This window comes from Paenibacillus sp. WG02 (assembly GCF_055396115.1).
Genome location: NZ_AP036016.1, coordinates 1,945,174 through 1,970,825, shown reverse-complemented (window position 1 = coordinate 1,970,825; position 25,652 = coordinate 1,945,174). Strand labels below are relative to the sequence as shown.

At 44.4% G+C, this 25,652-nt stretch carries 24 protein-coding genes and 1 pseudogene; 5 read left to right on the top strand and 20 right to left on the bottom strand.

Annotation, left to right across the window (positions count from 1 at the left end):
* Positions 1-87: 87 nt before the first annotated feature.
* From ACBP55_RS09345 to ACBP55_RS09330, 4 genes are all read right to left on the bottom strand, one after another.
* Complete coding sequence (locus tag ACBP55_RS09345; RefSeq protein WP_464651017.1) at positions 88-1,041, bottom strand: cation diffusion facilitator family transporter; 954 nt, start codon at positions 1,039-1,041, stop codon at positions 88-90.
* Between the two features lie 65 nt (positions 1,042-1,106).
* The gene (gene secF / locus ACBP55_RS09340; protein WP_464651016.1) at positions 1,107-2,033 is read right to left on the bottom strand and encodes a protein translocase subunit SecF; all 927 of its coding nucleotides are present in this window, start codon (positions 2,031-2,033) and stop codon (positions 1,107-1,109) included.
* Positions 2,023-3,255: a protein translocase subunit SecD gene (gene secD, locus ACBP55_RS09335; protein WP_464653270.1), complete on the bottom strand. Its 1,233-nt coding sequence runs from the start codon at positions 3,253-3,255 to the stop codon at positions 2,023-2,025. The genes secF and secD overlap by 11 nt, the downstream gene beginning before the upstream one ends.
* Before the next feature lie 100 nt (positions 3,256-3,355).
* Positions 3,356-3,706, bottom strand: coding sequence for a post-transcriptional regulator (locus ACBP55_RS09330; protein WP_464651014.1), 351 nt, complete (start codon positions 3,704-3,706; stop codon positions 3,356-3,358).
* Positions 3,707-3,870: 164 nt separating this feature from the next.
* Between ACBP55_RS09330 and spoVB the strand changes: the two genes are divergently transcribed.
* Positions 3,871-5,436, top strand: coding sequence for a stage V sporulation protein B (gene spoVB / locus ACBP55_RS09325; RefSeq protein WP_464651012.1), 1,566 nt, complete (start codon positions 3,871-3,873; stop codon positions 5,434-5,436).
* Positions 5,437-5,444: 8 nt separating this feature from the next.
* Here the strand turns inward: spoVB and ACBP55_RS09320 are convergent, their stop codons facing one another.
* Positions 5,445-6,161, bottom strand: coding sequence for a DUF421 domain-containing protein (locus ACBP55_RS09320; RefSeq protein WP_464651011.1), 717 nt, complete (start codon positions 6,159-6,161; stop codon positions 5,445-5,447).
* A 108-nt stretch (positions 6,162-6,269) separates the two neighbouring features.
* A complete protein-coding gene (locus ACBP55_RS09315; RefSeq protein ID WP_464651009.1) occupies positions 6,270-7,610 on the bottom strand; it encodes an ArsB/NhaD family transporter in 1,341 nt (446 codons plus the stop codon).
* A gap of 110 nt (positions 7,611-7,720) precedes the next feature.
* Between ACBP55_RS09315 and ACBP55_RS09310 the strand changes: the two genes are divergently transcribed.
* Both ACBP55_RS09310 and ACBP55_RS09305 read left to right on the top strand, forming a co-directional pair.
* On the top strand, positions 7,721-8,101 hold the full coding sequence (locus tag ACBP55_RS09310; protein WP_464653269.1) for a TIGR04086 family membrane protein: 381 nt from the start codon (positions 7,721-7,723) through the stop codon (positions 8,099-8,101).
* 94 nt (positions 8,102-8,195) lie between these two features.
* Entirely contained in the window at positions 8,196-9,032 is an 837-nt protein-coding gene (locus ACBP55_RS09305; protein ID WP_029196926.1) for a phosphatase PAP2 family protein, read from the top strand.
* Between the two features lie 67 nt (positions 9,033-9,099).
* On the opposite strand, the gene yajC is transcribed toward ACBP55_RS09305, so the two are convergent.
* The 8 genes from yajC to ACBP55_RS09265 all read right to left on the bottom strand — a co-directional run bounded on the left by yajC (position 9,100) and on the right by ACBP55_RS09265 (position 17,988).
* Entirely contained in the window at positions 9,100-9,408 is a 309-nt protein-coding gene (gene yajC, locus ACBP55_RS09300) for a preprotein translocase subunit YajC (RefSeq protein ID WP_029196927.1), read from the bottom strand.
* A 15-nt stretch (positions 9,409-9,423) separates the two neighbouring features.
* Complete coding sequence (gene tgt, locus ACBP55_RS09295) at positions 9,424-10,563, bottom strand: tRNA guanosine(34) transglycosylase Tgt (protein ID WP_268616103.1); 1,140 nt, start codon at positions 10,561-10,563, stop codon at positions 9,424-9,426.
* A 42-nt stretch (positions 10,564-10,605) separates the two neighbouring features.
* Positions 10,606-11,691 carry a tRNA preQ1(34) S-adenosylmethionine ribosyltransferase-isomerase QueA gene (queA, locus tag ACBP55_RS09290; protein WP_464651008.1) on the bottom strand — a complete coding sequence of 362 codons (1,086 nt, stop codon included), beginning with the start codon at positions 11,689-11,691 and terminating at the stop codon, positions 10,606-10,608.
* Positions 11,692-11,700: 9 nt separating this feature from the next.
* Positions 11,701-13,899, bottom strand: coding sequence for a SpoIID/LytB domain-containing protein (locus tag ACBP55_RS09285; protein WP_464651006.1), 2,199 nt, complete (start codon positions 13,897-13,899; stop codon positions 11,701-11,703).
* A 923-nt stretch (positions 13,900-14,822) separates the two neighbouring features.
* Positions 14,823-15,830, bottom strand: a complete 1,008-nt coding sequence (gene ruvB / locus ACBP55_RS09280) for a Holliday junction branch migration DNA helicase RuvB (protein WP_029194687.1) — start codon at positions 15,828-15,830, stop codon at positions 14,823-14,825.
* A gap of 224 nt (positions 15,831-16,054) precedes the next feature.
* Positions 16,055-16,684: a Holliday junction branch migration protein RuvA gene (ruvA, locus tag ACBP55_RS09275; protein ID WP_029194686.1), complete on the bottom strand. Its 630-nt coding sequence runs from the start codon at positions 16,682-16,684 to the stop codon at positions 16,055-16,057.
* Positions 16,681-17,184 carry a crossover junction endodeoxyribonuclease RuvC gene (gene ruvC, locus ACBP55_RS09270; protein ID WP_029194685.1) on the bottom strand — a complete coding sequence of 168 codons (504 nt, stop codon included), beginning with the start codon at positions 17,182-17,184 and terminating at the stop codon, positions 16,681-16,683. The genes ruvA and ruvC overlap by 4 nt, the downstream gene beginning before the upstream one ends.
* A 123-nt stretch (positions 17,185-17,307) precedes the next feature.
* Positions 17,308-17,988, bottom strand: a complete 681-nt coding sequence (locus ACBP55_RS09265; protein WP_464651004.1) for a BofC C-terminal domain-containing protein — start codon at positions 17,986-17,988, stop codon at positions 17,308-17,310.
* A 526-nt stretch (positions 17,989-18,514) separates the two neighbouring features.
* Between ACBP55_RS09265 and sigW the strand changes: the two genes are divergently transcribed.
* Entirely contained in the window at positions 18,515-19,126 is a 612-nt protein-coding gene (sigW, locus tag ACBP55_RS09260) for an RNA polymerase sigma factor SigW (RefSeq protein WP_051253315.1), read from the top strand.
* A gap of 71 nt (positions 19,127-19,197) precedes the next feature.
* Here the strand turns inward: sigW and ACBP55_RS09255 are convergent, their stop codons facing one another.
* The 5 genes from ACBP55_RS09255 to ACBP55_RS09235 form a co-directional block, all read right to left on the bottom strand.
* On the bottom strand, positions 19,198-20,511 hold the full coding sequence (locus ACBP55_RS09255; protein ID WP_464651003.1) for a LysM peptidoglycan-binding domain-containing protein: 1,314 nt from the start codon (positions 20,509-20,511) through the stop codon (positions 19,198-19,200).
* A gap of 227 nt (positions 20,512-20,738) precedes the next feature.
* Positions 20,739-21,602 (bottom strand): prephenate dehydratase, encoded by an 864-nt coding sequence (pheA, locus tag ACBP55_RS09250; RefSeq protein WP_464651002.1) that lies wholly within the window; start codon positions 21,600-21,602, stop codon positions 20,739-20,741.
* Entirely contained in the window at positions 21,599-22,576 is a 978-nt protein-coding gene (gene thrB / locus ACBP55_RS09245; protein WP_464651000.1) for a homoserine kinase, read from the bottom strand. The genes pheA and thrB overlap by 4 nt, the downstream gene beginning before the upstream one ends.
* A 27-nt stretch (positions 22,577-22,603) precedes the next feature.
* Positions 22,604-23,890, bottom strand: coding sequence for a homoserine dehydrogenase (locus ACBP55_RS09240; RefSeq protein WP_029194680.1), 1,287 nt, complete (start codon positions 23,888-23,890; stop codon positions 22,604-22,606).
* Positions 23,891-23,920: 30 nt separating this feature from the next.
* A complete protein-coding gene (locus tag ACBP55_RS09235) occupies positions 23,921-24,403 on the bottom strand; it encodes an ACT domain-containing protein (protein WP_084160112.1) in 483 nt (160 codons plus the stop codon).
* 167 nt (positions 24,404-24,570) lie between these two features.
* On the opposite strand from ACBP55_RS09235, the gene ACBP55_RS09230 reads away from it, so the two are divergent.
* Complete coding sequence (locus tag ACBP55_RS09230) at positions 24,571-25,080, top strand: NUDIX domain-containing protein (RefSeq protein ID WP_029194678.1); 510 nt, start codon at positions 24,571-24,573, stop codon at positions 25,078-25,080.
* Positions 25,081-25,138: 58 nt separating this feature from the next.
* Here ACBP55_RS09230 and ACBP55_RS09225 read toward each other — a convergent pair.
* Positions 25,139-25,558 (bottom strand): annotated as a pseudogene (locus ACBP55_RS09225) (C40 family peptidase).
* Positions 25,559-25,652: the final 94 nt, after the last annotated feature.

Sequence of the window (25,652 nt, the reverse complement as noted above, 5' to 3'; positions counted from 1 at the left end):
CTAACTTCGTAAGCGTTACTGAGTTTTCCGTATGGAAAACTTTCTTCATAAGCATAGTCTTAGCGTTTTGCTTTGCAATGCGCTTATTTAGTGAATAACGGATGGAAATTCATTTAACTCGGTATCCGTATTATTTTTGTAAGGATATCCTGCATCATAAGGGTTTACTTGAACAAAAACATCGGAAACATGATGGAATCGTTTCATCAACTGCTGTTTGATCTTTTTGGAGACTTCATGCCCTTCCCATACAGATACCCTTGGGTTCACGCTAATTTTGATATCGACAACGACATAATGGCCATGTTCCCTTGCCTGCAAGTCATCAACGGTTATTACACCTTTAATCATCTGTACGGCAGCAATCAGTTCAGCGGCGTCTTCTTGCAGCAGGACATAATCCTTTTTCGTATGTAAGGCTTCCTTAAGTAAGGAATACCCCATCTTCAACACCATAAAAGAAATAAATAATCCCGCAAGTGCATCCAAATAATAAAGAAAAGATAGCTTTAGGTAATTGCCCGTTAAAGCACCTAACACACCAATAAGAGCTACAATAGAAGAGTATATATCGGAACGGTGTCCCCAGCTATTAGCAATTAATTCCTGTGATCCTAAACGCTTGCCTAACCTGTATGTATATTGAAACAATATCTCTTTCACCAAGAGCGAAATCCCAATTGCAACAAGCGCATACACCTTAGGAGCATGCTCTACGTCGACCCATAGGGATTTTATGGTAGAGATCCCCAGTTCAACACCTAGGACTAAAATAACAATCGACAGCAGAACAGAAGTGATAGATACCTTCTTATCTTGACGATTAGGGTAAGCTTCTTGAGGCACCGCTTCTACTGTTCTTAATTTAATTAATGCTTCAACAGAACTTACTGTCTCAGATGCTGAATGTACCGCGTCAGCGAGAAGTGCTTTACTCTGCGACATAAACCCAACAATAACCTTGAGACAGGCAAGAGCTACATTGCCGGCAATACCTACCCAGACAGTGAGTTCTGTCTTTTGAAAACGCTCGTCAATCACGCGGACACTCCCCCTGAACGGATACAAAGGCCGCGCAACATTCACGCGGCCGGTTATTATGGTTATTACGCTGCAGCTTTCTTTTTAGAACTACGCAAAGTTTTTCTTTTCAATAAATACCATAGTGAACATGCAATGAAAACAGACGAATAAGCTCCACTTGTTAACCCGATTAATTTCGCAAGTGCGAAAAGTTTAATGGACTCACTGCCGAAAATATACAAACAGCCTGCGGCTAACAATACCACTAATACGGTATTGATATTACGCGCCATCGTCTGCCAGATACTATCGTTGACCAATGCAACGAGATCTTCGTCCGTTTTGAGTTTAGCAAATCGCAGATTTTCACGAATACGGTCAAAAATAACGATTTTATCATTGATGGAATAACCGATTGTGGTCAAAACTGCCGCTAGGAACGGTAAGTTCACTTCAAAGCGGAAGATCGCGAACATAGCGATAACCATAAAAGCATCATGAAGTATGGCAATAATCGCTGCTACGGCAAAGCGCCATTCGAAACGAATACTTACATACAAACAAATCAGCACGCTGGAAATGGCAACGGCATATACCGCTTTAAGCAACAGTTCCTTCGCTAATTGTGGATCAACTGTGTTGATTTCTTTGGAAACCTCCGTACCATAAGTGGTTGCGAAGGCTTTTTGGATCTTATTTACCGTATCATCATTCAGAACATCATCGAATCGAATGGAGACACGATCACTGTTGTTACCGCCGATTGTTGGATCCGCAAAGTTCGATTTTAAATCCCCATTCGTAGTAAGAGTATGCAAGATCTCTTCAACCTTGACCTTGTCTAGTTGTTTGCCAACGACAAGATCAATATTCGTTCCTGCCTTAAAATCAACACCGAAGTTCATGCCAGAGAACAGCATAACGGCTAGTCCAATCACAAGTAGAGCAATCGAAACGACAAAAAATTTATTGCGGTTTTTTACAAAATCAAACTTTTTCTTAGAGTCCACGAATGTCTGCCTCCTTCACACCGAAATAACTTGGCTTTTTCAGCAAGTTGCCCCGTATGATAAGATGCAGCAGCCATCTGGAGAACAATACGTTCGTTAAGATACTGATAATAATACTCATCATCGTAATAACCGCGAATCCGCGAATTGCGCCGTTTCCGACGTAATACAGAACAATACCGGCAATCAAATTCGTTACGTTAGCATCCATAATTGTACGGAAAGAGTGTTTCGAACCTGATTTCAAAGATGAAAGAATGCTCTTGCCGGCACGTATTTCCTCACGAATTCTTTCATAAGTAATAATGTTCGCATCAACCGCCATACCAGCTCCTAAGACAAGGGCCGCAATACCTGGCAGCGTCAGTGTTGCATTCATAAAGTCGAATATAGCCAGTAAAACCCATACATATGTAATCAGTGTAAAGGCAGCCACAAGGCCTGGTGCACGGTAATACAGTACCATGAAGATGAAGATTAAGATCGAAGCAATCAAACCAGCTCTAGCCGTTTGGTGCAGCGACGCTGTACCTAAAGTGGCATCCACACGCTGAATATATTTCTCTGTTAATTTCAATGGCATCGCACCCAAGTTAATCATCTTGGCTACATTCGTTGCTTCGACTACACTCGTTTGTGTAATAATCGCCGAATCACTGTCAATAGGAAAATTAACAGATGCTGTCGACTTTACTTCATCATCCAAATAAATGGATAATGTACTGCCAGTAAGCTTGGTCGTTACTTCTTTAAACTTCTCTCTGCTTTTCATCTTGATTTCGACAATCGGTTGCTTTGTATTCGGATCGTAGCTTAATTTAGCCGCATTTTCTACGAAATCCGTTCCATTCATATAAACCGTTCCATCCGGACCTCTAAAGGTAAGAACTGAAGGCTTAGACATTAAGCCTCTAACTTCTTCTTCATTTTTCACACCCGCAAGACGTACACGAATGCGATCCGATCCTTCCGGATAAACCTCAGGTTCGGCTACACCAAGTTTGTCAGCTCGTTTCGCAAGACTCTCTGCTGCTTGCTTAAGCGTTTCCTTCGTCAATGGTGCACCAGCTGCCAAAGGCTCTGCGGTGTATAAAATTTCAAACCCGCCTTTTAAATCCAATCCAAGCTTAATTCGTTCTACAAGACTAGGGCTTGTTACTCCGATCGCTCCGAGAACAATAACAACCGTTAGAAAAAAGAACGATATTCTTTTCCAATCCACCATCTATTGCTTGTCTCCCTTCCATACTCAATATGCCTATTATACTCAGGTCTGAAAATCGAGTCAATTTAAGTCGTTTCACGAAAAAATAAGCCCATTCTTAGAATTGGGCTCCTCTATACATACTAATCGTCATCCAGTTCATGAACGCCGTTGATTTGAGCGACAAAATGTCATTTACGATTTGATGGAGTGAAGGGACACCCGTTTTGCGGTATTTGTCGCTAACGCAATCCCATATATCTTTCCCGCTCACATGTTCGTAGCCAAGCATAATAAATTCTTCAACTTTGCTTAAACATAAGCTTTCGATAAGCTCATTAAGTTCTATATCCGTAAGAGAAACCTCTTCTTCCTCAGAGTCTATGGATGCTGTCTCGTTAGCCTCTGCCTGCTCATTCTTCTTGTCCTCAGGATGATGAGGTACTTGCTCGTTATCTTCTCCGTTCATGGGGAGAACCTCCTAAGGTGTGATTTACCTTTACTCATTCGAATAATTCGCTGTTTACCCACCATTTTCCTGCCAAACTCAACCTGTCCACAAAATGTTAGCATGAGCTTGGCCAGCCCGCGCATAGTCATAGGATATGACACGTATCGGAAGAGGGAATGGCAGTGACCAAGCAGTCGTTTATTAGAGGCACGATGATCCTGTTAGCCGCAGGCATTTTGAACCGTATTCTTGGCTTCATACCTAGAATTACATTACCGCGTGTCATCGGTGCGGAAGGCATCGGTATTTATCATATGGGCTGGCCATTCTTATCCGTCATCTTAACCATTATAACAGGCGGAATACCTGTCGCAATTGCCAAGTTGATAGCAGAAGCAGAGGCTGAAAACAACGAAACGAGAATCCGCAGCATTCTGAAAATTTCGTTAGCCATTACCATCTCTCTCAGTATTGTATTTACCATTGCTTGTGTTGTGGGAGCATCGTGGATAACATCTCATTTATTAACAGACTCGCGAGTTTACTACACATTCCTGTGCATGAGCCCAATGATCCCGATCATCGGAATCTCTGCCGTGTATCGCGGCTATTTTCAGGGAAGACAGAATATGATCCCTACCGCTACTTCTCAAATTATGGAGACACTCATCCGTATTGTCATGGTTCTGGTTTGTTCATATGTAATGATCCCCTATGGGATCGAGTATGCCGCAGCTGGTGCAATGATGGGTGTCCTATCAGGAGAAATTGGCGGCCTAGTCGTCCTAGCCATCCATTTCAAGTACGACAAGAAAACATCACTAAAAGCCCCTATCGCGCAAATTGGTTCAAATAAAACGAATGGCAGGCTTTCTAATTTTCGTAGAATTATTCGAATTGCAATCCCTATTACTGGAAGTAAATTGATTGGGGCAAGCTCCTATCTGTTCGAATCCATTCTGATTGCACAGAGTCTAGCGATAGCGGGCATTTCAACTTCATTGGCTACAGCCCAATACGGCGCCTTACAAGGGATGATTATCCCCATCATACTTCTGCCTAGCGCTCTTACGATGTCACTGTCTGTCTCGCTAGTTCCTTCCTTAAGCGAAGCAGCCGCCCGCAAAGATATCAAAACGATTCACATGCGGCTGCATCAATCCTTGAAACTAGCTTTAGTAACTGGAGCTCCATTCGCTGTACTTATGTTCGTTCTTGCTGAACCCATTTGTACGTACATGTACAATCAACCAGATGTAGGGGTCATGCTGAAGATGATGGCTCCTATCGCCATATTTATTTATTTTCAAGCTCCCTTACAGTCCACCCTGCAGGCTTTGAACAAGCCAGGCGCTGCTTTAATCAACACTTTAATCGGATCAACTGTTAAGCTTATTCTCATTTATTGGCTGGCCAGCAAGCCCGAAATGGGTATTCACGGCGCTGTTTTCGCCATCAATGTAAACATCGTTTTAGTAACGCTGCTGCATTGGAGCAGTGTTGTACGCTTGTTGAAATTCCGTATGGAAGGCAGCGATTTCGGTAAAATTGGAGCGGCTATGGCGCTTTCCGGGCTTTGCAGTTACTTTGTCATGTATACGTCGTGGACTTCAACCGATTGGCTTCGTTTCGTAACCTCTTTTCTCATAGGGTTTATCGTATATTTATTGTTCATCACTGTTTTCCGACTGATTAGCTTAAAGGATATAAGCCGCCTTATGAACATGGGCAAAAAAATAATACGCTAACGAGCAGCTTATCTTTTACGATCTAGAAACATCCGCCCTCTATGATCAATGGAGCAGTAAAACACTTCTTTAAAATCACGAACTCCTTTAGCCTGGAGTTGGTTTTTCAGCCAAAATCTAGTTTTTCCTATTTTTTCCAAATTCTCATCCTGCACTTTACCATCCATAATCAGAGGCAGCGGAAGTCCTTCATAGCGAATCGTCTCTTTTATTCCATCATTGACTTCAGCTGTCTCAGGCTTTGTATCTTCCTCAATCTTGGTCTCTGTCTCTTTGACTTTTCTCTCCACTACACTTAATTTCCCCGAAGGTTCTAACACCGCGAACTCCACGTCTGCCACATTGATAATCTTATTTTGTCTCAGCTGCTGCATCAAATCATCTAAATTATATCGATGCTTCTTCATTTCCTCTCGATTAATCAATCCCTTGTTGATTAAGACGCTCGGTTTTCCGTCAAAGAGAACTCGAACCGCTCTACTTTTTAACGTAATAAACGCAATCAAAATTTGGATGAGTACCAGCGTTGACATCGGGACTAGCCCATCCATGAGCGGTTTGTTGGAATCCTCAATAACAAAGACCGCAATTTCTGCAATCATGATCGAGATTACAAGATCAAACAGCGAAAGTTTGCCAATTTCTCGTTTCCCCATAATTCTTAACATGAGAAAAACGACAAAATAGATCAGCACGGTACGTAAAAAAATGGTCAGAATCTCCATTATAAGCCTCCCCTGATTAAGCCCTTGCTCGTTCTCGGAGTTCAATGGTATTCTGACCGCTCATGCACTTCATCATGCAGAATTTACGTATTCAATTGTTGGCAATTCCTACAGAAACAACTTGAAATAAATAGTAGCTGTTATGAATAAAAGCAGGGAAATCGGAGCTGCCACGATAAAATAGTTGCGTTGAGTTAGCCCTCCCCCCTCCTGATCAGAAAGAGCGGCCGCATACATGCTTGTCATTGAACTTAGAAGAGTTATCCCGCTGCCAATAGCAGTTCCAACGATTAAGGACCACCATAATGATGAAACTGTTGAGATGCCGGCTGGACTTTGCAGCATGCCACCCATATGATCTACAACTGGAATCATGGCAGCGGTATAAGGTATATAGTCCATCATGGCAGAGCCAAAGCCAGTAAGCCATAGCAGTAGAATGGATAAGAAGGGGATGTTTCCTTGACTGATTTCTAAACCTCTGGCTGCAATGAAGCCTGTTATCCCGGCATACGTTAAACCACCGACCATGATGAACAATCCAAAGAAAAACAGCAATTGCGTTTCTTTCAAGCCATGCCATACGGAAAGATAGTCTTTTCTTTTGACCAATTGGACTAGTTCTTTATAGTTTAATGCCAATAAGATCACTGCCCCGCACGCAGCAATGTAAGAGGCCTTCCATCCCAAAACGCCTTGTAGCAACAACGCTAACACCGTAAGACCGGTTATTAAACAGCTGCCTGCAAGCAATCCTCGATCTGAAGCCAAATAAGAGGCGGGTTGTAAAGTAAGCAGCTCTCTTTTATACGATTCTGCGACAATCATCTTCTTCCCGTAAATCAACCATATCACGAGATATACGATTGCTAGCAAGATAATGACAAGTGGTCCGAGCTTTAGCAGCATCTCCCCCATTGAAATGTTCTCAGCTGCTCCAATCATACGATTAGGCAAATTCCCCATAAGGGTGGCAGCACCGCCAATATTCACAGATAAGAGAATGCTAATCAGAAAAGGAACTGGGGATAATTTCATCATTTTCGTTGTCTTCAGCAGGATCGGCACCAGGACAGCAATAGCTAGCAAACCGTCCAAAAGAGCTGATATTATCGCTGAAAGGACTGACAAACTTAGTAGAATCGTAATGGGCTGTATTCGAAATTTTCGTAAGATATGAGCTGCCAAATAAGCGATAATTCCTGTTTTCTGAAAAATGCCAGAAATAACAAACAAGCTTGTGATTAGCAATAGAACATGCCAGTTCGCGTATGTGGTAACAGCCTTGCCAAAAGGAACAATCCCCATAATTACCATTAGAAAGGCTCCGCCTAACGCTGTATACATCCGATCCCATTTCTCAATCAAGATACAAACATAAGCCGCGGCAAAAATGAGCAAGGCAATAATCGCTTGCCACAAAGCTGGACCTTGAGAAAATTCCGTCATAATTATTCACCTTCCCTTTGAACAGTCTGTACTAATTCTATGTGCTTGGCCATACAATGATGTTAATGAAAAGAACGAATATACGAAAGGATTGGTGGCCTGTGAACCCTATGAAAACGGTCAGTCAGGTTCGAATAACGTCTCCTTTATTTTCCGGACTTATTTATTCATTAAGCATGATGACAATTGGTACAATAGTGACGTCATTATTTCTGCTTTTAACCAGCACACAAGAAAGCTCTCTGCATATGTTAACTACAATTATTCATGCGGTTTCTCTATTTATTGGCGGCTGGGTTTCAGGAAAGAGAGCTGGAAACCGCGGCTGGTATCACGGGGGTATTGTTGGCTTTGTCTATTTTATCCTCATTTTTTTGGTTGGTTTTCTTGCTTTCGATGCAGGATTGAATCTTAAATCCCTTCAATTGCTTAGCATTTTATTCGTTTCTGGAGCACTAGGCGGAATACTCGGCGTTAACACGCGAAAATAAGACGTTTCCGTGAAAATATCACTTTCCCCCTTGATTGTGGTATAATATCATAGTTATTGCCGCAAATAATTTCCAATATTAGGGGGAAAACACCATGAGCCCTTTTCATTCTATGACGCATGCAACGGTCTATATCGTTATTACTGTCTTAATTTTCCTGATCGCTGCGACACGTAAAAGTCCATTTAATATTGCTGGAAGCTTTGTTCAAGAAATCTTTACTAATCGTAAGTATCTCCTTCACTTTGCGGCACTGATTACGATCCTATTTTTTAATAAAGTAGAGATGTGGGTTGAAAAAAAGATCGATATCAAAACTGATTTCACCAAATCGATCTATGGCATAGAAGGCAACTTTGTTTCAGCCATTCAGCATTTTTTCCATAATGATACATTGACTTTAGTTAGCAGTTATTTTTATGTGGTCATTTTTCCTGCTGTAATGATAACATCGATTGCGCTTTATACGTACCAGAAAAATTATAAACTTTTTTATGCCATTTGCTACGCACTTATGTTCAACTATATGATCGCTATTCCATTCTATCTGTTTTTCCCGGTTAACGAAGTTTGGTCGTTTCATCCTAATGTTAAGCTTTTGATTCTAGATGTGTTTCCAACCTTTGAACAAGATTACCGGCCACTTTCTGGACTTGATAATTGTTTTCCAAGCTTACATACGTCAATCTCGGTTTCGATGGCTGTAATTGCAGTGAAGAGTCGTAGTACGTTTTGGAAAATATTCGTTCCCTGCTCTTCGGCATTCATTATTTTCACGATCTTTTATCTAGGCATCCACTGGTTATCTGACATGTGTGCTGGTGTGGTTCTCGGTGTTGTAGCTGCCAGAGTGGGCTTACGCATTGCTGAAGGCCGTCTCGTGCTTGGTGAGCAAGCTCTGCTCAAACGCTTAAAGAATAATGAACTATAATAACTTTTATATCCTTATAGAACTAAATAAAAAGCGAGAACCTGATTGAAGGATCTCGCTTTTTATTTTATTCTTTTGCTGTAGTTTGAGAAACAGCATTGATAGCAGAACGATCAAATGTCATTTTCGTCGCATCGTTGACACGAAGTACACAAATGTCATCTGTAATTTCCATAATCGTTCCGTGAAGCCCACCAATCGTAACGACCTTATCCCCTTTTTTCAAACCTCCAAGCATTTGATTACGGGTTTTCTGTCTTTTCTGCTGTGGACGAATAAGTAGGAAGTAGAGAACAACGAACATGAGCACTAAAGGCCCGTATGTATACAAATACCCAACTGCACCTGTATTCGCAGTGTCTGCTGATAGTAACATAGGTATCCTCCTTTCTTAAAATCCTCTTTCATTATCATTCAGCCCATATGCGGCAAAGAATTCATCACGGAAATCAAGCAACCTATCTTCCTGGATGGCTCCTCTTACATCACGCATGAGCTGTAGTAGAAAGTGAAGGTTATGAATCGTAGTCAATCTGATTCCGAAGGTCTCATCCGCTTTAATTAAATGACGAATATAAGCCCGGCTGTAATTTGTACAGGTATAACAAGTACATTTGGGATCCAACGGACCAAAGTCAGTCGCATGCTTAGCATTACGAATAACAAGCCGGCCTTCGCTAGTCATACATGTCCCATTCCTGGCTATCCTTGTTGGCAGTACGCAATCGAACATATCGATCCCGCGGATAGCGCCTTCAATTAGAGCATCTGGCGAACCTACACCCATCAAATAACGAGGTTTGTTCGCAGGCATAAGAGGTGTGGTGTAATCAAGCACTTCGTACATCAAATGCTTAGGCTCTCCAACACTCAGTCCACCAATAGCATACCCCGGGAAATCCATGGAAGTCAACTGCTCGGCACTCAGCCTGCGAAGATCTTCATGCATGCCGCCTTGAATGATTGCGAACAATCCTTGATCATTCGGTCTGCTGTGACTTTGCAAACAGCGCTCAGCCCAACGTGTCGTACGCTCCAGTGATTTCTTCACATATTCGTACTCTGCCGGAAATGGCGGACATTCGTCAAAAGCCATCATAATATCAGAACCCAGTGCGTTCTGAATCTCCATGGCTTTCTCTGGTGAAAGGAACAGCTTGTCACCATTCAGATGGGACTTAAACTGTACGCCTTCTTCCGTGATCTTGCGCATGTTACTAAGACTGAATACTTGGAACCCGCCGCTGTCAGTCAAAATAGGTCGGTCCCAGTTCATGAATTTGTGCAAACCGCCAGCGGCTTTCACAATATCATGACCTGGCCTAATGAAAAGATGATACGTATTACTTAAAATAATTTGAGCATCCATCGTCTTCAATTCCTCAGGGCTCATCGTTTTTACCGTCGCCTGTGTGCCAACTGGCATGAAGGCAGGCGTTTCAATGACACCGTGAGGGGTGTGAACGCGTCCAAGACGTGCTCCGGATTGTTTACATGTTTTGATTGGTTCGTACGTAACTGCTGCTGCCAATACATCCACTTCCTATTCTAAACGTCTATCTGATTATTGATCTTAGTAAATTAACATGGCATCTCCAAAACTAAAAAAGCGATATTGCTCACGAACAGCTTCTTCATAAGCTTGCAACACATTCGTGCGCCCAGCTAATGCGCTAATGAGCATAAGCAGGGTTGACTTTGGTAAGTGGAAATTAGTTAACAAGGCATCCACTACACCGAATGTATACCCAGGATAAATAAAAATGGAAGTCCAACCCTGTGATGGCTGAATAACTAATGGCTCATTAGCCTCGTTACCTGCTTGCTTACGGCTTAAGCCAGCTGCCGTTTCTAACGTGCGCGCAGAAGTAGTCCCCACGGCTATCACACGCTTACCATTCATTTTGGTTTCGTTAATTAATGCAGCTGTTTCAGGAGACAGCATATAATACTCCTCGTGCATTTGGTGTTCTTCAATGGTGTCCACGGATACAGGCCGGAAAGTCCCCAGTCCGACATGCAAGGTAACAAATGCAAGACGAACACCTTTAGCTTGAAGTTTATCCAAGTAGGCTTCGGTAAAGTGCAGCCCTGCCGTTGGTGCAGCAGCTGAGCCTTCATGCTTAGCATATACCGTTTGATAACGTTCACGCTCGGACAACTGCTCCTTAATATAAGGAGGAAGCGGCATCTCGCCCAATCGGTCTAGAATCTCATTGAAAATGCCTGTATAGCTAAATTGGAGCACACGCCCCCCCATATCTCCAACTTCCACAACTTCCGCCGTTAGCAAAGGTTGTTCTCCATTGGCCCAGTTGGCGTTCACACCGAAAACAGCCACGGCCCCTAATTGCATGCGTTTTCCAGGCTTTACCAAGGCCTCCCAGCGATCCTCGCCCAGGGACTTCAAGAGTAAAATTTCCACTTTGGCGCCGGTGTCTTTCTTCGCGCCAAAAAGCCGTGCTGGAATGACTCGCGTGTCATTCATCACGAGTAAATCCCCGGCTTCAACATAATCAATAAGCTGTTCAAACGTCCGGTGACTAATCTCACCTGATTGTTTGTTCAGCGTAAGCAGTCTAGACGCCGTGCGATTAAGCAGCGGCGTCTGGGCAATCAATGAATCAGGTAGTTCAAAATCGAAAGCTTGTACATCCATGTTGTGTATTCATTCCTTAGTTATGTTGACTCCAGTATAGTAAGACTGAAGTATTTTCTTATAATCATAGCCTAATTCAGCATAGCCTCTTGCACCCCATTGAGACATGCCAAGTCCGTGTCCATAACCTGTGCCGCGGAATATGAACTGATCACCTTGACCTGCTGTTTGTGGGTTAGGAGGGGTCACAGGGGTGACTGACGGAGACGTCGGTTTGGACTGCCCTGCTGTGCCTAAAGCCGTTAAATCGGTTACCTTCAAGACTGTAGGCTGTGATTGATCACCAGACAGCACATAGACCGAATCAGAGCCAGCACTACTTGTCTGACTACTTCCTGCACCAGCAATAGCTAGGCCACTAGGAGCTGGGGTATTACCAGTATAACTTCCTGCTTGTACAATTTCAAACCGGGTGCTGGGTAATCCCCCAAGTGCTGCACGTAAGGCATCGGGATAGGGCACCTTCACCACAACTCCGTTTGCTTTAAGTTCAGTTACCCTCCCTGAAGGTCCTCGCTTCGATATTTCAAGTGATTGCAGATCTCCGTTTACAATTACATCTGCTGCCGCTAATTTACTTTTAAGTTCATTACCTGTGTAAGGACCTCTAATCCAAGAAAAGGCATTTGATTCTTTTTCTTGGCCTAACACCAACACCTTCTCTTTATTGGAAAGCCCCGCGATCGAAGGATTAGCTACATTATCTACATAAGGTGCCGTACGGACATTTACACCTTGTTCCGTGGCCTCGTAGTAAGAAGCGCCCTCTTTCCCCTTCTGACCGGTGTCTCTGAGATACATGCTGTGCACGTAGCCCGTTCGACCGTCGGATAACTGAATGCGATACCAGATGGCTTTCCCTTTTTCAGCACCATCATCTGGGCTTGGCACACTCCGCAAATAAGCTAACGGATTCCCCCATACCTCTGAGGGATCTGCCGTCATCCCGCCTGAATTCGAAGAAAACACAGGTGAAATCAGTCCATTTTTATCTGATAATACTTCATCTTTCGTCGCATCAACAGCTTGTATTCCCGCAGCAAATTCCTTTTGAATCCCAAAGTAAACCTGATCAAGCGTTGTATCCGTAACTTGTGCAATCTCATACTTATTACCTTGTTTAATTGCAAATGTACGGGCAGCTACAGCTTGTGCCTTTAGCGCCTCTGTTGGCCAACCGGAACTAAGCTCAGAGCCTACGACAGCATATAAATATTGCTCCATCGGCACTTCATTCACCAAAGCTAACTTGCCATGATATGTACTGATCTCCATGTCTCCGCGGTAACTGCGGTCAGACCGCTCTTTGACTGCAATCCCCTGACTCTTCGGATGGATTACCGTCTTTTGCTCTCCTGCTGCTGCAGCATAATGAGGCAGCGAAGCGGAGCCATTGGAGGAACCCGTTACATCTGATCTGCGAAGCAAATAGAATGATTTCGTATTCACGGGTTGTAGAGGCAAGTTCGGAGCTGCTCGTAATGCTGCCTGCTTCACTGCTTCTAACTGTCCTGAAGTAGCTTCATTACCGACCCATACGCTATAGGCTAGTTTGCCTGCCGCATCTTCTTGCAGTGCAATATCTGCCTCGAGTCCCGCTTGATTAAACACAAGCAACTGCTGCAAAGCAGCTGCCTCATCAGCATATGTACCCGCACTCCAATGCTGTGGACCCTTTACTACGGGAGGAGCCGATTTCGTTAACGCCGAAACGGTTGTATCTTTAAGCACTTGCGCTGCAGCGCCATCGGCTTCTTCCTTTGAAGAGAAACTGCCGTAATAAACTTGGTACACTGTTCTGGCTTGTTTGACTCTACTTAACACATAACTATCTTCAGGCATCGCAGCTAATTTAGCATATAAGGCTTTGGCTGCTGTGTAGTCCATCGTTTCGAGCATCATCACACTATACTGATCAATCGATAGTCGAATCGAAGTATCTGAAATCGAGGCCCACGGTTTAGCAGCTGTACCAGCCGAACTGCGCACATTGATATCCATCCCACCTGATGCAGTAAGGGTAACTACAGGTTCTACTTTCTTATATTTGATTGAATCTATCAAAAGTGCAACACGAATCTGATCTAAATGTTTGATCCCCTCTGCTTTGGCATAGGGCTCTAGAACAGGGAATGTTCCAATGGTCAAAGCAGCCGTCGTTATCAAAGCTATTCTCTTAGGGGTAAGCAGCTTATTTCTCCAATTCATTCGACACGATTTCCTTTCTTTCGCAGCATTCTACTAAGTTAGACTCTAAAAACTGGAAGAAGTTTTGTTTAATAGAATTTTAAATAGGCAAAAACATCCATAAACCAATCTATCTTATGTATTTGAACTCCGTTGTTAAAAAAAATACTTTAGCAAAGTTGAAGTGACTTCGCTTGTTGTATAAAGTGCAACAATTCATTCGGATTTCCCCTATAATCCTCCTCATGTTGCAGAAAATACAACAATTTTCAACTTTAGGAGTCTAAATGGGGAGGTATTGCCTTAAACTGTTGTACTTTGTACAACAATCGCTGTGTAAAACCTCATAAAGCCATGAAATTGTTGTAGAGAGTACAACATCGCAATACATTCCGCTCGGGTGTCAGCGATTTCCCCCACTTACACTTCTAATTTATAGAAAATGCATTAAGCTTCCTTGAGCTATTTAAGCAGGACGGAAACTTGAAAGCGAAACTCTGTGGAGTGATTTCGAACATTTAGGTTGCAAATCTTAGGATCGCGGGGAACGAGGTGCCGTTATTTCGGTGATTATGTCGATGCAGGACCCGCACGCGGAACGTAGGGGCCCTATTTTGCCGTTTTACCGGTTTTTACACCTCGAAAGCGGGAAATAGAGGCTCCTCTTTCCGCGAAAACGTGAAATACGCGGTTTTGAGCAAAATAAAGCTCCTACGTTCCGCTAAAATATGATGATGCCGGGTGCGTGTTGAGTTTGGGATACAGATATAAGAGAATTTGTTCACAGGTAGTTAACAATTATAGTTTGGCTACTTAGTAAAAGGAGCGGCTGGGAAGATCACGACACTTACTCCACAGATCGGCATCTATCATAATTTCCTGTAATTTCCTATACAGCAAAAAAATCTTTTGCCCGCCTTTCAGCTGCGGCAAAAGATCACGAATTACCGTTGCTCCGGCACCGGTAAACCTAAATGATGGTAGGCCTGAGGTGTAACCATCCGGCCTCTAGGGGTGCGCTGCAAGAATCCAATTTGCAGCAAATAAGGCTCGTAGACGTCTTCGATCGTCTGACTCTCTTCGCCGATGGTGGCGGCAATCGTTTCGAGCCCAACTGGGCCGCCTTGAAAGCTTTGAATGATGGCGCGCAGCATCTTATGATCAATCTCATCAAGTCCAAGGTCATCGACTTGTATGAGCTTGAGTGCCTCTTTGGCGATGTCCAGCGTGATAATGCCATCGCCTTTCACTTGCGCGAAGTCGCGCACCCGCTTCAGCAAGCGGTTCGCGATTCGCGGTGTTCCCCGCGAGCGCATGCCGATCTCGCGCGCAGCTTCACCGACGATGCCGACCTGCAGGATGTCGGCCGTTCGGCTGACGATGTAGGTGAGCTCCTCCACCGTATAAAACTCCAGCCGACTGACGACCCCGAAACGGTCGCGCAGCGGCGCAGAAAGCAATCCGACGCGTGTCGTCGCGCCGATCAAGGTAAACGCCGGCAAGTCTAAACGCACCGAGCGTGCGCTCGGCCCCTTGCCGATGATAATATCAAGGGCAAAATCCTCCATCGCCGGATACAGCACCTCTTCCACCGTACGGTGGAGGCGGTGAATCTCGTCGATGAAGAGCACATCGCCCTCCTGCAAATTCGTCAGGATGGCAGCTAAATCGCCCGGCCGCTCGATCGCAGGGCCGGAGGTCGTTCTTATATTCACACCAAGCTCGTTGGCGATGATGTTGGACAGTGTCGTTTTGCCGAGGCCAGGCGGCCCGTACAGCAGCACATGATCAAGCGCTTCCTTACGCTGCTTGGCAGCTTCGATATAGATCTTGAGGTTCTCCTTCGCCTGCTTCTGGCCGATATATTCGGCCAAATAACGAGGACGTAGGCTGTACTCAATCGTGTTGTCCTCCATCATTAAATTAGCCGATATAATCCGGTCATTGTCCATGGTGATCCTCCTTAGAGTTTTGCTTTAGCAAAACTGACTTCGTAAGCTTTCGCTGAGTTTTGCTTTAGCAAAACTGACTTCGTAAGCACTTTTTAAACATTCGCTGGGTCTTGCTTTAGCATGCCAAGCTTCGTATACATTGACAAAGTTTTGCAAAAGAATTGCAAAACATCACAAAAACAAGCTTCGTAAGAATTGACCAAATCAAGCCAAATCCACCTTCACTACATCGTATACAAAGCTTGCAATGCAAGCTTCATCAACACATCAACAGAATCCGACGGATTCGCTTTTGGCTTCACTTGCAACCAAGCGCGATCAGCTTCAGCTTCCGTGTAGCCAAGCGTCATCAATGCTTCCTTCGCTTCGCTCCAAGCATGACCACCATCGCTAAGCTGCGCCGATCCGACAACGCTTAATGCTACCGCAGCTTCCGGGCTTGAGAAGCTTACCGAACCCAATTTGTCCTTTAGATCCAAAATAATCCGCTGCGCAGTCTTCTTTCCTATGCCGGGAAGCTTGGTTAAGAAGGCCAGATTTTCCTGGCTAATTGCCAGAATAACAGCCTCCGGTCTTCCACCTGCGGCAAGAATCCCCAGTGCAACCTTTGGGCCAATTCCCGTTACATCAAGCAATAAGCGGAACAAAGACTGCTCATCCCGTGAAATAAAACCAAATAGCAAATGAGCATCTTCACGCACATGATAATGAATGAACATCGTCACATCTTCATCTTCTTTATGCGGCAGCGCATAGGGATTCGGGCAGAATACACGATACCCTACGCCGTTCACATCCAGCACAGCATAGTCGCTCTCACGCAGCGCAACTTTTCCTCTTAAGAAATCTATCATCGTTTCCCGACCTCATTTATCCTAGATTGCAAAGCTGAAGAATGCGCATGGCAAATAGCAATCGCAAGCGCATCCGCCACATCATCAGGTTTAGGTATTTGCGATAGTTTAAGTAAAATTTTGACCATTTCCTGCACTTGATGTTTCTCGGCATTCCCATAGCCGACAACGGATTGTTTGACTTGAAGCGGTGTATATTCAGCAATCGGCAACCCAGCCTGGACACCCGCAAGAATCATGACCCCCCGCGCTTGTCCTACAGTGAATGCCGTCGTTACATTCCGATTAAAGAACAATTTCTCTATCGACATCGCGTCAGGTTTATACTTCTCTATTAATTGCGTCGTAGCATCATAGACATCTTTCAGCCTGATCCCAGGGTCTGTATGTGCTTCGGTTTGAATTGAACCATACTGCACAGGAATGAGCTTACTTCCGATCTTATCAATAAAGCCAAAACCAACGATCGCGATCCCCGGATCAATACCTAGAATACGCAAAGCAATTCTCTCCCATCTTTTAAAAAAGCGAACATATGTAGTCATTTCATTATAGCAGATAACAAAAAAAAGAGATAGACTCAGGAATCTCCCGATCTACCTCTTCATCCTACGATCACCTTATTATGGACTTGTCATTGCCCGTTCAGTCTCTTGTGGCGGCATGGCATAATCGCTGAAAGTTGATAATACGCTATTATACTCCTCCAAATCAGTGACTCGAATCCCTTCATGGAGCTGCTTCACCGTTTCGCGCGGAAGACTGCTTTCTAAATGCTTAATATTCAATTGAAAAAATGTTCGAATCACATTATCTTTGGCTGGTGTTCCATTAAATAGGGACAGATTGCTGCTGCCGTCGATGCCGAATACCGCCTTTTCCTTGCATGCCGGCGATAAATCATCAATATTTTCGGTAAAAGTGACCTCTCCATTCGCCCCTATGCTTAGCAACCAATTTGGATGCTTCATTTGCATTTTCAATAACTCTTGAGGGGTTTGCAGGCCCAACTGACTGCGCTCTTCGCCACAAACATAAGTCTTAAGTAAATAGCTCTCTCTGCTATCCGTTATACTTTTCAACGTTGTCGTCGCATCTTGAAGACGTTGATCGTCTACCGGTGTAAGACCGGCAAAGGTGGATCTTACTGCTCCTTCGGGGTTATCACCAGCACTTAGAAGGCCTCCAGTTGCATATAATATATAGCTAACCATAACGACGGCAAGGAACATTCCTAAAGTCAACCAACTACGTTTCCAACGCAGCCTTCTTTTCAAATGCTTCAAAAATTGTCTTACATTCACCGATATCCCCTTCTATTCTCGTTTTTCCGTATTGTTTCCATTTGCATGTGACACTATACATCATTTACCATAGAGGGAGTGTATGAAACCAATCAAGACGGACGGTGAAACCCAAACATGAACGGTAGAAAACGAATCAAACGTACAACACTCCTAATTATAGGAGTTGTCCTGTTATGGGGGGCAGTCGCCATTTGGAATGAAGTACAAAAAAATGAATCCGGTGTAACCTCACCGCGTTCAACTTCAGCCTCATATCCAACTCCAGCTCAGAAAAGTCACCAAACCTCCATGAATTCGGTAACAAATGGGTATAAAATAAGCTCTCCCTAGCTTTAAAATTTGACTGTAGCCACAGAAATGATATAGTCAGAAGTAGATGAAATATTCACATACTTATTCAGGGAAACCGATATATATTTGAAAAGGCAAACACTAAGTTTGCGACACCAGTTTTCTTACGAAAACTATAAACGGAGAGACTTTGAGATCAGCTCAAAGATCCCTATATTAGGAGGGGAACAGCATGAATGTGGCAGAACTTCAATTAATTCAATTATCCAGACGGGGAGACCGCAACGCTTTCGTGGAGCTAGTGGAGTTATACCGTAACAAAATACAGAAACTTGCTTTTCGTATGCTGCATAACAGACCTGATTCAGAGGACATTGTACAAGAAACATTTATCCGTGTTTATTTGAACTTAAACCACTTTGATGAAAGTCAGAACTTCTCTACTTGGATTTATCGCATCGGTAAAAATGTCGCCATCGACTTGCTGCGCAAAAAAAGACCCGTTCAATCCTTAGATGCCGAGCTGAACGATTATGACGATGATTATAGCTACTACAGTAAGCTTGCGAGTCAAGATCAGTCTCCTGAGCACGTTGTTCTCCAGTCAGAAGTTCAAGAGCATATGCATACATCCATTAATAAATTAGCTGACAAATATAGAAGTATCATTACGCTATACTATCTGGAAGAGCTCTCCCTTCAGGAAATCAGCGAAAAGCTGAATTTACCGATTACAACAGTGAAAACTCGTTTACACCGTGGACGTGAACTGCTTCGCAAAAAATGGGGCATGAATTTCGTTATCGGTTTAATGACCTTCTTCACATTGGGTATGATTGCTTAATCCATAGCATAACAAAATTAAGAAGCCTCCTATTCCACAAGTCCTGTGGTTAGGAGGCTTCTCGTTCTTTTTCAGACGTTAATCCAAGGTGAGTTTTGCTTGGCTTCCTGCTTTTCAGAAGCTCTCTGTTGACGTTTCAAGAAAGCATTGAGTGCTTCTGTACCTGACAATTTGACTTTTTTGGAAGAATTGCCGCTGCTCGACCTATTTGCTTTTTTATCTTTACGGATGTCAATTTCAACAACTTCTTCGGTATCGGTCTCTTGCGCTAGTTCATGCGTGTGGACTTGTGGCATAATTGGCGACTCATAGGGTGCCTGGTAATGAGCTCCAGCATAAGGAATCCCATAAGGAGCTTGCTGATAATCATAAGGGTTATGTCCTGTATGCTGCATGCCATAAGGAGCCTGCTGGTAGTCATATGGATTATGTCCAGTATGTTGCATGTCATAGGGAGCAGCTGGGGGATATAACCCAGGAACTGTAGGAAAACCGTGCTGATAACCATCCCACGGACTCTCTACTGTCCCGGTTGGATAACCCGCCGGGAATGTCGTCCACGGCTGTTCGATCATCGATTGGCCTCCGCAGCCACAGCCATCTTGACCCATTGGATAAGAGGTTGGTTCTGTATGATACGAAAATTGCTCATAAGGTGACTGCTGATAAGGTGAAAAAGCCGGAGATGTTGGCATTTCTTGTTGCTCGGAACCTGGGTAGGCAAATACCTCAGTCGCTTTAATGTGAAACTGCTTGAAGGGATGGACCGCTTGCTGCTCATAGGGCGCATTGAGACCAATAACCCCAGTCTCAGGTGCTGGAATGACTGGCTCAGAAGCCATCGGTGAAGGTACAAACGGTTGCTCCGCCAACGGCATCGATTCTACATACGGTGTAGATGGCATTTGACTTATCTTCTCTTCCGCAATGGGCATAAATGGTTGCTGATACGGTTCTTCAACAGTCCACGGCTGAGCTGATGGGACTGGAGCAAATGGTTCTGTCGATACTTTAGACATCGACAATGGCTTAGCTTCTACGTGATCATGATGCATCTTGGGCACATAAACAATTTCTCCCGTCATTAGGACATTGGGATTCTTCAGATGAGGATTCGCTTTAATCATCTCTTGGAGGGGTACATCCCAAGCCTTACCAAGCTTCCATAAGCTATCTCCCTGCTCCACAATGTGTTTATAGACATAATCTGAAACTGGTGGACTAACTGGCTTCGGTTTGGAAGGTATTTTCACCTTCATCCCGATGTCAAGATGATCCGGTTGTGCAATTTGCGGATTAAGTGCGATGACTTCGTCCAACGTGGTTTGATATTTTTTCGCAAGCTCGTAAAGGGTATCGCCCTTTTTGACAATGTGGATTTTCAACACCATACCTCCTTTGAGTTTCGTTAGAAAACTTACTTCGTAAGCATAAACTCGAGTTTCATTAGAAAACTTGCTTTGATAGCATAATCTCGAGTCCTCGCAAGAAAACTTGCTTCGTAAGCATTCGCTTAGTCACAATGATATTACAGTTTATGCAGGTTCCTAGGCTTTTGCCCCTTTTGGACAAAAAAAATCCCTCGCGTAATGAACGCAAGGGAAGAACGGTATTAACTCGTGTACGAATAACTCGGATAACAGCCCAAAATTCGAACCTGACAACCAATCGCTTCAATTTCTTGAATGGCAGATGGCAGGAGAACGGAATCTAGGGAACCTGCAATATCAATATAGAAATAATAAGTACCAAGTTTCTTCTTCGTCGGCTTGGATTCAATCTTGGAAAGATTGATTCTGCGCCAAGCGAAGGCAGAGAGTACCTGATGCAGGGCACCCGGGTAATCTTCAGGCAGTGTGACTAGAATGGTAGTTTTCATCTCTTCTGAGGACTTCAGTTCCGAAGCTTCGGTACCAACCAGCAGAAACCGAGTCATATTATCTTTATGATCCTGTATTTCTCTTTGTAACATAGGAACTCCATAATTTGTAGAGGCAATAGCCGTTCCGATAGCAGCCACGGTAGGATCCTGCAGCGTCGATACAATACGCACTCCCTCTGCTGTGGAGCTTACTTGCTCAAACTCTGCTTCGCTTAAATACTGCTTCATAAATCTATTGCACTGTGCAGGGACGACCTGATGAGATAATACTTTACGAATATGCCTATATGGATTCGAAGCTTCTGTTTGTCCGTCAGGATTCGGATACCCTATGAGATTCATATCGATAGGAAATACCCACTCCGCCCGAATGGGCAGATCAACCTCGTGAACGAGCCAGTCGACATGTAAATGAACGGATCCTTCAAGCGTATTTTCAATGGGAATAACGCCTAAATCCGTTTCACCAGACGCTGTCGCATTGAACACTTCAGAAATTAGCTTATATGAAACGTAAGTAAAGTCTTCACCCAAAAAATGACGGGTGGCTTCTTCCGAGAAGGTACTTGGTCCTAAGATGGCTACCCGCTTCATGTAAGAACCTCCTTTTCAACGAAGGATAACAAATCTCCGTCATCTTCCTGTAACAGAATGGCCGCCACGCCTTCTACGCTCGGCTTTAACCATAACGTCTGAGCTTCAATATCTTCCTTAGCAAGCGTGTCCTTTAGGAATGCCTCCAGCTCCTCTTTCTGACCGCTTCGCGCATCCACTAGCGCAAGCATCGTCGGTCCAGCTCCGCTGAGTGCAACCCCTAGCGCACCATGGTTCTCTGCTTGCTCAAGCAGCGTCTTCATGCCCGGGATGAGCTCTGCACGGTAAGGCTGATGCAGCGCGTCCTTCATGGCATGACGGATCATCCCCAGATTGCCGGTACTCAGCGCGGCAACAAGCAAGGATGAATGGCTGAGGTTGAACACCGCATCCTTCATGGCTACTTGCTTCGGCATCACACTTCTCGCCTTCTCTGTAGAAAGCTGAAATGCTGGTATAGCCACCAGCACTTCCAAATTAGCGTCCGGCTCTATTCGAATAGATTCGGCTTTCTCGCCGTCCCAGAACGCAACCACGATCCCGCCGAACAAGCTGGCCCCGACATTGTCCGGGTGCTTCTCCAGGCGGCTCGCGATTTGGAACAGCTCATATTGCGTAAGCTTGTTCCCGATTAGAGCATTCGCGCCAGCGAGCGCACCAACAATGGCTGACGCACTGCTGCCTAGACCGCGTGTGAGCGGAATATCGCTGTACATGGCAATGTCCAGCTCAGGGTGTGAAACGTCCGCCTGTTCAAATACCATTTGCGCGACTTTATAAATTAGATTGGACTTGTCCGTTGGAATTCCGTTCATCTGATCGCCGATTAAATGAATCGTCGTTTGCTCCGAGATCGCCATGTCAATCCAGGCATATAAGTTCAAGGCCATCCCCAGTGAGTCAAAGCCAGGACCTAAGTTTGCCGTGCTTGCCGGCACTTTCACTCTTACCTTTTTCACTGCCTTATAACTCATTTCGAAATTGCGCCTCTTTTCAATAGTTTAGCCTTCTACGCGATAGACGCTTTTGATAGCGTGAATAACATCCATGGATTCGAATTGTCTCAGCACATTTTTCATACTGGCTTGGTTCGCATCATGAGTAATAATAATAATTTCAGCCTTCGGATTGGACTGGTTCGGGTGCTGGAACACAGACTCCAAACTAACTTCGTGCTGAGCAAAAATTTGCGTAATTTGTGCAAGTACACCCGCTTTATCTTCAACGTGCAGAAGAATAAAGTTTTTGGAAGCAATCTGTTCGTCTGTCTTCAGCTTCATTTCTTTGTAAGGCGCCAGCACCGTACGTCCGTTCACGCCCAGCCTCAAGTTGCGAACAACAGCAACCAAATCTGCTACGACAGATGTTGCCGTCGGCAGTTCTCCTGCTCCAGCACCGTAGAACATCGTTTCGCCTACTGCTTCGCCCGTTACATAAACAGCATTAAATACACCATTCACGGAAGCAAGCGGATGCGAGTTTTTCACCATAGTAGGTTGTACACTCACAGAGATATGGCCATCATGATTTTCAGCAATTCCTAACAGTTTCACTTCGTAGCCTAATTTTTTGCCATATAGAATATCTTCTTTGGATACTTTCGAAATACCTTTCGCTTCAACATCGCTCAATGCAACATTGGCGTGGAAGCCAAGTGTGGATAAAATGGTCATTTTACGAGCTGCATCCAGCCCTTCAACATCAGATGTTGGGTCTGCTTCTGCGTAGCCAAGCTCCTGTGCTTCTTTCAAAACATCGGCATACGCAGCGCCTTCTTGACTCATTTTAGTCAAAATGTAATTAGTAGTACCGTTCACAATGCCCATAATCTTCGTAATACGGTCAGAGGAGAAGCCCTCTACGAGTGCACGAATGATCGGAATACCGCCGGCAACACTAGCTTCGTAGAATACATCGCAGCCATGTTCAGCTGCTTTTGCCAAGATTTCAGCACCATGCATCGCCATAAGATCCTTATTAGCCGTAACGATGTGCTTGCCATTGCCTAGCGCAGTTAGTATATGCTCTTTGGTTGCGGCAACTCCGCCCATCACTTCAACGACAATATCAATTTCACTATCACCAATAACGTCCCATACTTGTTCTGTCAATTTATCTGCATCCACGGAGATATTGCGAAGCTTTGATTTATCTTGTACTAAAATTTTTGAAATTTCAATGGATGAGCCCGTTTGACGCTGTAAATCCTCTTGATGTCCTTCGATAATGCGGACTACACCTGTTCCTACAGTGCCTAATCCGAGTAAACCAACCTTGATGGGTTTCATGAATGTTACCTCCTGAATTGTTTTTCTATCTTAACTGCCCTGACCGATGACCATGGCCCGCTTGACCCCGTCTTGCGCTTGAAGTCGATTAATCAATTGACGGATCTCTTCCCCCATCGAGGAGGTCTCTACTGAAATGACGACATTCGCCATACCCTGCAGAGGAATTGTCTGATGTATCGTTAATACATTCCCATCCAAATTAGCAATGAGAGCCAGCACACGAGACAGAATCCCGGACCGATGCTCCAAATCCATGGATATGGTGATAATGCGCTCTCGTTCCAGTTTGCTGAGAGGGTGAATACCATCCTTATACTTATAGAAAGCGCTGCGGCTGAGTCCAACTTGTTCAACGGCATCGTGAATCGTCTTCACTTCACCCCTTGCAAGCAGCTCCTTAGCCTGAGCTGTCTTGAGTACTCCTTCTGGCAATATATCTTCCCGGACTAAGTAGTACCTCTCAGGACCGGCGTGCTTGATCGTTTGTAAAAAATCTTTGCTTTCCGGCACTTCACCACCGTCCTCTCTGGAAAGACCAATGTGTCTCTATAGAGGACATTATATCGAATCGCACGGATTGAAGCAATAGGCAATTCACATCTTCATTTTTCATCTTTTGCAGCACCTGACTTCACTATGATAAGCTGATAGTACTAGATTAGAAAGGGATCGCCTCCATGATTACATTACGCATGATGTCTACGGCTCTCCTGTGGAACAGCCAGAACGAATTACTAATGATGAAACGCTCCTTAACACGTTCGCTATCGCCAGGATTATGGGCTGCTATCGGCGGTCACCTGGAGCCAAGTGAATTGAATAACCCGCGGGCAGCCTGTTTGCGCGAAGTGTGGGAGGAGACTGGCATTGAGCATGATGAAATCCAAGGGCTGCGCATGCAGTATGTTTTACTTCGATTGAATGGTCAAGAAGTTCGCCAGCAATTTTTTTATATCGGAACGACAGATGTGAACCCGCGAATCGTCACACCCGAAGGGGATTTACATTGGATTCCTAAAGATCAAGTGCTGGAGCGCCCAATCCCTTTTATTTTTCGATGCTTGCTTGAACATTATTTCAGCGTAGGCCTTACGGAGCATCCGTGGGTAGGTTCTGCAGGAATTCAACTGGACACAGGTGAACCCACGATTCACTGGAACCCCTTGGTAGATCCCCTGCAGACTTAATAAGAATAGCAAAAAAGGCAGATATCGACTTCTCGATGTCTGCCTTTTTTTACGGCTATTATAACGCGCTGCCTCCAAATAAGAAACGATACTCCCAATGGCGATTTTCGATGGAATCAATCCGAACACCGCCGCTGTCGTTGAAGTATGTCGATAAGATTTGTCCATTTCCTAAGTAAATAGCCACGTGCGTAATGGTCTGAGTAGACTTATTAATCCCGCTGTAATTTGATTGGCTTGTCCCTTTGTAAGACATGAAGAACATGAGATCGCCAGCCTTCAGATCGTGTCAATTTGTTTTGGCATGCCCGAGAGATTTCACATAACTCCCTTGGCCTCTAGAGTCACTTGGCAGCTTCTTTCCAATGCCATCCAAGAAAGCTTGTCGGACAAAGTCAGAGCAATCAAACGTTTTTGTATTATCACGACTTGATCCATATTCATAGGGCGTGCCTAGATACTTTTTACCAGCAGCAATGATTTGTTGAACACTTTCACTTGTTGAACCTCCTGAACCACTGCCGGAACCACCATTCTTGTTGGAATCTCCAGGGGAAGTAACACCCGATGCT